Annotated in this window: 7 protein-coding genes; 6 read left to right on the forward strand and 1 reads right to left on the reverse strand. The window is 64.0% G+C overall.

Annotation, left to right across the window (positions count from 1 at the left end):
• Positions 1-64 precede the first annotated feature (64 nt).
• Entirely contained in the window at positions 65-1411 is a 1347-nt protein-coding gene (locus LN996_RS05045; protein WP_231339109.1) for a cation:dicarboxylate symporter family transporter, read from the reverse strand.
• A gap of 138 nt (positions 1412-1549) precedes the next feature.
• Here LN996_RS05045 and LN996_RS05050 point away from each other — a divergent pair, with 138 nt between their 5' ends.
• The 6 genes from LN996_RS05050 to LN996_RS05075 all read left to right on the forward strand — a co-directional run bounded on the left by LN996_RS05050 (position 1550) and on the right by LN996_RS05075 (position 8290).
• Positions 1550-3196, forward strand: a complete 1647-nt coding sequence (locus LN996_RS05050) for a sensor histidine kinase (protein WP_231339127.1) — start codon at positions 1550-1552, stop codon at positions 3194-3196.
• Positions 3193-3906, forward strand: a complete 714-nt coding sequence (locus tag LN996_RS05055; protein ID WP_231339111.1) for a response regulator — start codon at positions 3193-3195, stop codon at positions 3904-3906. Before LN996_RS05050 ends, LN996_RS05055 begins: the two co-directional genes overlap by 4 nt.
• 75 nt (positions 3907-3981) lie before the next feature.
• Complete coding sequence (locus LN996_RS05060; protein WP_231339113.1) at positions 3982-4623, forward strand: GntR family transcriptional regulator; 642 nt, start codon at positions 3982-3984, stop codon at positions 4621-4623.
• Positions 4624-4646: 23 nt separating this feature from the next.
• A complete protein-coding gene (locus LN996_RS05065; protein WP_231339115.1) occupies positions 4647-6167 on the forward strand; it encodes an MmgE/PrpD family protein in 1521 nt (506 codons plus the stop codon).
• A complete protein-coding gene (prpB, locus tag LN996_RS05070; RefSeq protein WP_231339117.1) occupies positions 6168-7073 on the forward strand; it encodes a methylisocitrate lyase in 906 nt (301 codons plus the stop codon).
• 77 nt (positions 7074-7150) lie between these two features.
• Positions 7151-8290, forward strand: coding sequence for a bifunctional 2-methylcitrate synthase/citrate synthase (locus tag LN996_RS05075; RefSeq protein ID WP_231339119.1), 1140 nt, complete (start codon positions 7151-7153; stop codon positions 8288-8290).
• The last annotated feature ends 116 nt before the right edge of the window (positions 8291-8406 follow it).

An 8406-nucleotide genomic window follows, 5' to 3' on the forward strand; every position in this document is an offset into this window, starting at 1 on the left:
CGAAGGCCGGCCCCCCGGGGGAGGCCGGCCTTCGACTCATCCGTCCTGCAGGAACTCGTCCTTGCTAGACGGTTGCCTTCTCGCGGTTGTCGGCTTCAGGGGCAGCCTCTTCTTCGACACCGTGGGCGATCATGGTCTGCTCATCGAAGGGCTCGCTCCCGGAGAGGACGCGTTCCACCTGTCCGTTGTCGATTTCCTTGACCCAGGTACCGATCAGGACGGTTGCCACGGCATTGCCTGTGAAGTTGGTCAGCGCGCGGGCCTCGGACATGAAGCGGTCGATTCCCACGATCATGCCCACGCCGCCCAGGAGTTCCGGCTTGTGTGCCTGGAGGCCGGCCGCCAGGGTCGCAAGTCCGGCACCGGTAACGCCTGCCGCGCCCTTGGAGGCGATGATCATGAAGACCAGCAGGGAGATCTGCGCACCGAGGTCCAGCGGCGTGCCCATGGCGTTGGCGACGAACAGGGAAGCCATGGTCAGGTAGATCGCAGTGCCGTCAAGGTTGAAGGAGTAGCCCGTGGGAACCGTGACGCCGACCACCGGCTTGGAGACACCCAGGTGCTCCATCTTGGCGATGAGGCGGGGCAGTGCGGCCTCGGAGGAAGAGGTGGAGAAGATCAGGAGGTACTCGCGGGCCAGGTACTTCATGAGCCGGAAGATGTTCACGCCGGCAACTGCACGAAGCAGGGTGCCCAGGATGACCACGATGAACAGGGCGCAGGTGACGTAGAAGGCCAGCATCAGGGTGAACATGCTGAGGATCGCCTGGGCGCCGGTGGCGCCGACGACGGCGGCGATGGCGCCAAAAGCGCCAACCGGAGCCAGCCACATGATCATGATGAGGATGCGGAAGACAAGCCGTTGTCCGTGTCCGATGGCGCCGAGGATGGGGGCGCCTTGCTTGCCCATCTTCTGCAGGGCGAAACCGACCAGGATGGCAGCAAGCAGGGTAGGCAGCACGGGGATGTCACCGGGGATGATTCCCAGGAGGAAGTCGACGGTGCTGTTCGTGTCGGCCTTCTTGGTGGGATCGTACGGGGTCAGCTTGAGCCCCTCACCCGGGTGGATCAGGTTGCCGACCACAAGGCCGATAGCCAGGGCGAAGGTTGACATGGCCACGAAGTAGCCGAGGGCCAGGCCGCCGACCTTGCCAACGGTGGCCGCCTTGGCGATGGAGCCGATGCCCAGGACGATGGTGCAGAAAATGACCGGAGCGATCATCATTTTGATGAGCTTGATGAAGCCATCGCCGAGCGGCTTGAGTGACTTGCCGACCTCCGGGAACACCAGGCCGACCACTGCACCCAGCACTACGGCCAGGATGACAGCGATGTACAAGTAATGCGACTTGTCGAGCCCCTTGCGTCCAGCTTTGGCAGCTACTGCCGACTCTCCTCGTTGAGAGGTCATGGGATTCTCCTTTGGATACTGTGTAAAGGCGCTGCGGTCCTGCACTGATGTCCACTCCGCTGCCCTTGTGTGATATCCATCATTGAGCCGTTGGTGACACACATCACCGTTGCGGTCATATTGGTCATGGAGGTCCATGTGTTTCACAGCTGGAGCATCGCCCGCCGCTTGTTCGTGGCGAACCTGCTGTTCGTCCTTGTGCTGACTGCGGTCTTCGGGGCGTTCTCCGTGGTGGAGGCCAGGGACAGGGCCTATGACAATGCCGGTGGACGGATGCTTGCCCTCGCAGCCTCGATCGCGAACAACCCCCTTGTCCTGGAGGCGGCCGGAACGGCAGATCCCTCTGCGGTCCTGCAGCCTTACGCCCGGGACGTCATGGACGACGCCGAGGCCGACTTCATCACGATCATGGCTCCGGACCGGACACGCTGGACCCATCCCCGGACAGAGGAGCTGGGCAAGCCGTACATCGGCACCATTGAACCCGCGCTGCGCGGCGAAACATTCACCGAAGTCACCGCGGGCACCTTGGGCCCATCGGTCCGCACCATTGCGCCCGTCAAGGATAGCGATGGAAACATCAAGGCCCTGGTAGCTGCCGGCGTCACGGTCCGCACGGTGGACACCGATGTCGCCGAGCGGTTGGGGGTGATTGGTGGGATTGCGCTGGTGGTGTTGACCTTTGGGTCTTTCGCTTCCTGGATGCTGGGACGCTACCTCCGCTCCGTCACGCGCGGATGGGGACCCGAACAGCTGGCGCAGCTCTTCGCCTACTACGAGTCCGTCCTCCATTCGGTCCGCGAGGGCGTGATCCTGATCGACACACAGGGGAAAGCCGTGATGTACAACGACCAGGCAGCGGAGCTGTTGGGACTCCAACCCTCCGACGCCGACCGGTCACCTGACGCTGCCCCGAAACTGTCCGAGCTCCCCTTCGATGGCAGCCTGCGGGCGCTGTTCGAATCCGGCCGGCCAGCACACGACGAAATCCATCTGACGGGTTCACGGATCCTAGTGGTCAACCAGGCTCCTGCGGTGGGGCCGGTGCCTGAGCGCAGCAGGCAAAAACCTGCCGTCTACGGCACAGTGGCGACTATCCGGGACCGCACGGAAATCGAGTCCCTGGGCACGGAACTCCAAACGATGAAGACTCTCTCTGATGCCTTGCGGGCCCAAACCCATGAGCACGCCAACCGGCTGCACATGATCGTGTCCCTGCTGGAACTGGGCCGCACTCCGCAGGCCCTGGACTTTGCCACCAAGGATCTTCAACTCAGCCAGCAGCTGACCGATGACATGGTGGCCTCTGTGGACGAGCCCGTCATGAGCGCCCTGGTAATGGGCAAGGCAGCCGAAGCCCATGAACGTGGGGTGGACCTGGTTGTCAGGACGTCCGGGGATTCCGGTGTCCGGGGCCTGGAGGTCCAGGACCTGGTGACCATCCTGGGAAACCTACTGGACAACGCTATTGATGCTGCAGCCGCCGGCGGGTTGCCCAGGAAGGTGGAGCTGGAAGTCGAAGCGTGGCCCGCCGTCGTCGAATTCACGGTGCGGGACTCGGGCAGCGGAATCAACCCGGACTCCATTGATGACATCCTGCAGTACGGATTCAGCACCAAGTCCTCCACTGAAAATCCGCGGGGTTCACATGGCCGCGGCGTCGGCCTCGCCCTTGTTCGTCAAGCAGTGGATCGGCTCAAAGGTACGATGACCATCAGCAATCCCGGCGGGGCACAGTTCCACGTTGTGCTGCCCGCTCCGGTTCCCGAGGAAGAGAAGGCATGACAGACATCCGCGTCCTTGTGGTGGAGGACGAGCCGATAGCCTCGGACGCCCACTCCGTCTACATAGGCCGCTTGGACGGTTTCACCTTGGTGGGGACGGCGCCCGACGGCCAGTCAGCCCTCCGCATCCTTGGCGAATTCGCCGCATCCGCCACGCCGGTGGACCTGGTCCTCCTGGACATGAATTTGCCGGACCTGCACGGCCTGGATGTCGCCCGGCGCATGAGGTCTGCAGGAGTGTTTGCCGACATCATTGCCATCACTGCCGTCCGGGAACTGAACATCGTGCGCAGCGCCGTCTCCATCGGCGTCGTGCAGTACCTCATCAAGCCCTTCACTTACGCTACGTTCGCGGACAAACTCGGCAGCTACCGGACCTTCCGCGAACAGTTGGCTGGTTCGATGTCCGGGATCTCCAAAGCCGGAGCATCGCAGAGGGATGTCGACCAAGCGTTTGCCAGTCTTCGGGCACCAACAGAGCTTCCACTACCCAAGGGCCTATCCGGGTCCACGTTGGAAGCAGTGAAAGACCTGGTGCGGGCCGGACATCAGCCGGTGTCAGCAAGTGAGGTGATGGACGCGCTTGGCATGTCCCGCGTCACCGCCCGCCGCTACCTGGAGTACTTGGCAGACGCCGGCACCGTCACCAGGGCGCCGCGGTACGGCACCCCTGGCCGGCCGGAAAACGAGTACGGATGGAACCGCGCATAAACTCGTATGTATACAGAGATGCGATTTATGGTCGCCTTAATGACTATCTGAGGGCCCTGTGTATACACTGATGGCATGCGCGCCAGTGATAGGGCTTACAACGCCCTCCGTGAAGACATCATTGAATGGCGCCTTCGGCCAGGCACGGTCCTCGCGGAAGTCGAGCAGTCCGAACGTCTTGGCGTGTCCCGCACCCCGGTCCGGGAAGCGCTGAGCCGGCTCACCGCAGAAGGACTCACGACGGCGGCAGGAGGCCGCGGCGTCGTCGTTACCGATATCTCGCTGGACAGCATTGACGAACTGTTCGAACTGCGCGAAACCCTTGAGGTGAGGGCCGCGGCCCTGGCCGCCCAACGTGGCGAGCCGGGGGTGTTCGCCGAGCTGCATGCCCAACTGCTGCTGGCGCCTGAATTGCTCAGCGACGAGGACCCCGCGCGGCACGAGTACTACGCGTTGGTTAGCCGCTTGGACGACGCCATCGACTCTGCAATTTCAAACAGCTATTTGGCCCAGGCCATGCGCAGCCTCCGAGTCCACTTGGTCAGGGTCCGCCGGCTGGCAGCCGACGACGCAGCCAGGCTCCACGCGGCCGCCGCCGAGCACGCCGCCATCGCCGAGGCCATCGCCGCCGGCAACCCGCGGCTGGCAGAGGCCGCAACCACACTTCACCTCCACCGCAGTCTCACCCACGTCAAGGCCGCTCATCCGGCCCGCTAGAACGACTCACTAGAAGGAGCACCATGGTCAAGATCAACCACGTCCGCGTCTACAAGAGCGAAGAGAACCTCCCCCGCGAGGAGCAGTTGGCGCACAAGATCGCCGTGGTCGCCGCCGACCCCGTCGAGGTCACCCCGGAGGTCACCGACATGGTGATCAACCGGATCATCGACAACGCTTCGGTGGCCATCGCCTCGCTGAACCGGGCACCCATCGTCGCCGCCCGCGCGCAGGCCCTCACGCACGCGCCCAGTACCAACGGCAAGGGCGCCCACGTTTTCGGCATCAGCGAGCAGGTCTCCCCGGAGTGGGCTGCCTGGGCCAACGGTGTTGCCGTGCGCGAACTCGATTACCACGACACGTTCCTGGCCGCGGATTACTCCCACCCGGGCGATAACATCCCGCCGATCCTCGCCGTCGCCCAGCACGTCGGTTCCAACGGCGCGGACCTGGTCCGTGCCATCGCTACCGGCTACGAGATCCAGGTGAACCTTGTCAAGGCCATCTGCCTGCACAAGCACAAGATCGACCATGTGGCCCATCTCGGCCCGTCCGCCGCAGCCGGTATCGGCACGTTGTTGGGCCTCGATGTTGAGACGATCTTCCAGTCCGTGGGCCAGGCCCTGCACACCACCACGGCCACCCGGCAATCCCGCAAGGGCGAAATCTCCACCTGGAAAGCCCACGCCCCGGCCTTCGCAGGCAAAATGGCCGTCGAAGCCGTAGACCGCTCCATGCGCGGCCAGACCTCACCGGTGCCGATCTACGAAGGCGAAGACGGCGTGATCGCCTGGATGCTGGACGGCCCGGACGCCTCCTACGAGGTTCCCCTGCCGCTGCCCGGTGAAGCCAAGCGCGCCATCCTGGACACGTACACCAAGGAACACTCTGCCGAATACCAGGCCCAGGCGTGGATCGACCTCGCCCGCAAACTCCACCGCGAGCACCCCGAAACCACCGACCCGGCCAAGGTGGAATCCGTGCTGATCAAGACCAGCCACCACACGCACTACGTGATCGGTTCCGGCGCGAACGACCCCCAGAAGTACTCCCCCACCGCATCCCGTGAAACCCTGGACCACTCCATCCCGTACATCTTCACCGTCGCCCTGCAGGACGGCGCCTGGCACCACGTGGACTCCTACGCCCCCGAACGCGCCGCACGCCCGGACACCGTGGAACTCTGGCACAAAGTCACCACCGTGGAAGACCCGGAATGGACCCGCCGCTACCACTCGTTGGACATCGCAGAGAAAGCCTTCGGCGGCACTGTTGTCATCACACTCACGGATGGGTCGGTTGTCACGGACGAGATCGCCGTCGCCGACGCCCACCCGCTCGGTGCCCGGCCGTTCGCCCGCGAGCAGTACGTGAACAAGTTCCGCACCCTCGCCGCCGGGTTGGTGGAGGAAGCCGAAATCGAAAGGTTCCTGGCCGCCGTCGAACGTGTCACCGAACTGGGCGAAGGCGAACTGGACCAACTGAACATCACAGCAGCACCCGGCGTGATCGACCTCAGCAACGCACCCAAGGGACTGTTCTAAATGCTGTACTCCAAAGTCACGCCCGAACAGAAACGGCTCAAGCTGCGGGAACTGCTGGCCTCCGGGACCGTGCAGCAGTTCCCGGGTGCGTTCAACCCGCTCTCAGCACGGCTGATCGAGGAAAAGGGCTTCGCCGGCGTGTACATCTCCGGCGCCGTCCTGGCCAACGACCTCGGGCTGCCGGACATCGGCCTGACCACCCTGACCGAGGTAGCCACCCGGGCCGGACAGATCGCCCGCATGACGGACCTGCCCTCCTTGGTGGACGCCGACACAGGCTTCGGCGAACCCATGAACGTAGCCCGCACCATCCAGGAACTCGAAAACGCGGGCCTGGCCGGCTGCCACATCGAGGACCAGTTCAACCCCAAGCGCTGCGGGCACCTGGACGGCAAGAACGTCGTCGACATCGACACCGCCACCAAACGCATCCGCGCCGCAGCAGACGCACGCCGCGACCCGAACTTCCTCATCATGGCCCGCACAGACATCCGCGCCGTCGAAGGAATCCAGGCCGCACAGGACCGCGCCAAAGCACTGGTGGATGCCGGCGCCGACGCCATCTTCCCCGAAGCCATGCGTGATTTGAGCGAGTTCCAGGCCATCCGCGACGCAGTTGACGTGCCCATCCTGGCCAACATGACCGAGTTCGGCAAAAGCGACCTCTTCACCGTGGAGCAGCTTCAGGGCGTCGGCGTGAACATGGTCATCTACCCGGTCACCCTGCTCCGCATTGCCATGGGCGCTGCAGAGCGTACTCTGGAATCGATTAAGGCTGCGGGGACCCAGGAAGCGCAGGTGGAAAACATGCTCACGCGTGCGCGCCTCTACGAACTCGTCGACTACGAGGCATACAACCAATTCGATACCGGCGTTTTCAACTTCCAGGTTCCTGGCACTCGCTAGGACCCGGGATTCATACAGGGGAAAGCAGGCAGTCCGGGGCTTCCGGGCCGCTTGCATTATGAACGAAGGAGAGCAGCATGGCAGCTGTTGACATCAAAAAAGGCCTTGCCGGCGTCGTGGTGGATTACACCGCCGTCTCGAAGGTCAACCCGGACACCAACTCGCTGCTGTATCGCGGGTACCCGGTCCAGGAATTGGCCGCCAAATGCAGCTTCGAAGAGGTTGCCTACCTGCTGTGGAACGGCGAACTGCCTGACGAAGCCCAGCTGGCAGAATTCACTGCCCGGGAGCGTGCAGGCCGCGCCCTGGACCCCGTGGTCAAGTCGGTGGTGGATACGTTGCCCACTACGGCGCACCCCATGGACGTCTGCCGCACTGCCGCATCGGTGCTCGGTGCCCGGCACGAACTGGCCGAGGATTCCTCCCCCGAGGCAAACATGAAGAAGGCCATCGACCTCTGGGCGGCCATGCCTGCTGTCGTGGCCTATGACCAGCGCCGCCGCCGCGGCCAGGACGCGATCGAACCGCGTCAGGACCTGGACTACTCGGCGAACTTCCTGTGGATGACGTTCGGCGAAGAGCAGGTTCCCGAAGTGGTTGAGGCGTTCAACGTCTCAATGATCCTGTACGCCGAGCACTCCTTCAACGCCTCCACCTTCACCGCCCGCGTGGTCACGTCCACATTGTCAGACCTGCACTCAGCGGTCACCGCAGCAATCGGCGCCCTCAAGGGTCCGCTGCATGGCGGTGCCAACGAGGCCGTGATGCACACGTTCGATGAGATCGGTATCCGCAGCGAAGAGTCCCTCGAGGAAGCGGCCACACGGGCCCGTGCTTGGATGGAGGACGCCCTGGCGCAGAAGAAGAAGGTCATGGGCTTCGGACACCGCGTCTACAAGCACGGTGATTCCCGCGTTCCCACTATGAAGGCCGCACTGGACAAGATGATCGCCCACTACGGCCGGCCTGAGCTCCTGGGGCTCTACAACGGCTTGGAGCAGGCCATGGACGAGGCAAAGGCCATCAAGCCCAACCTCGACTACCCGGCCGGCCCCACGTACCACCTCATGGGCTTCGACACCCAGACTTTCACGCCCCTGTTCGTCGCCAGCCGCATCACGGGATGGACCGCACACATCATGGAGCAGGTAGCCGCCAACTCGCTGATACGTCCTTTGAGCGAATACAACGGCCCGGAAGAGCGGCACGTGCCGTAACGCTTCTGGTACTTCAGGAGACTTACGACGGGGGGGGGGGGGGGCGGGCCCGGGCGCGGGGCGGGGGGGTGGGGGGGGGGGGGGGGGGGCGGGGGGGGGGGGTGGGGGAGAACGCG

The organism is Arthrobacter sp. AK01 (genome assembly GCF_021109375.1).
Lineage (GTDB): Bacteria > Actinomycetota > Actinomycetes > Actinomycetales > Micrococcaceae > Arthrobacter.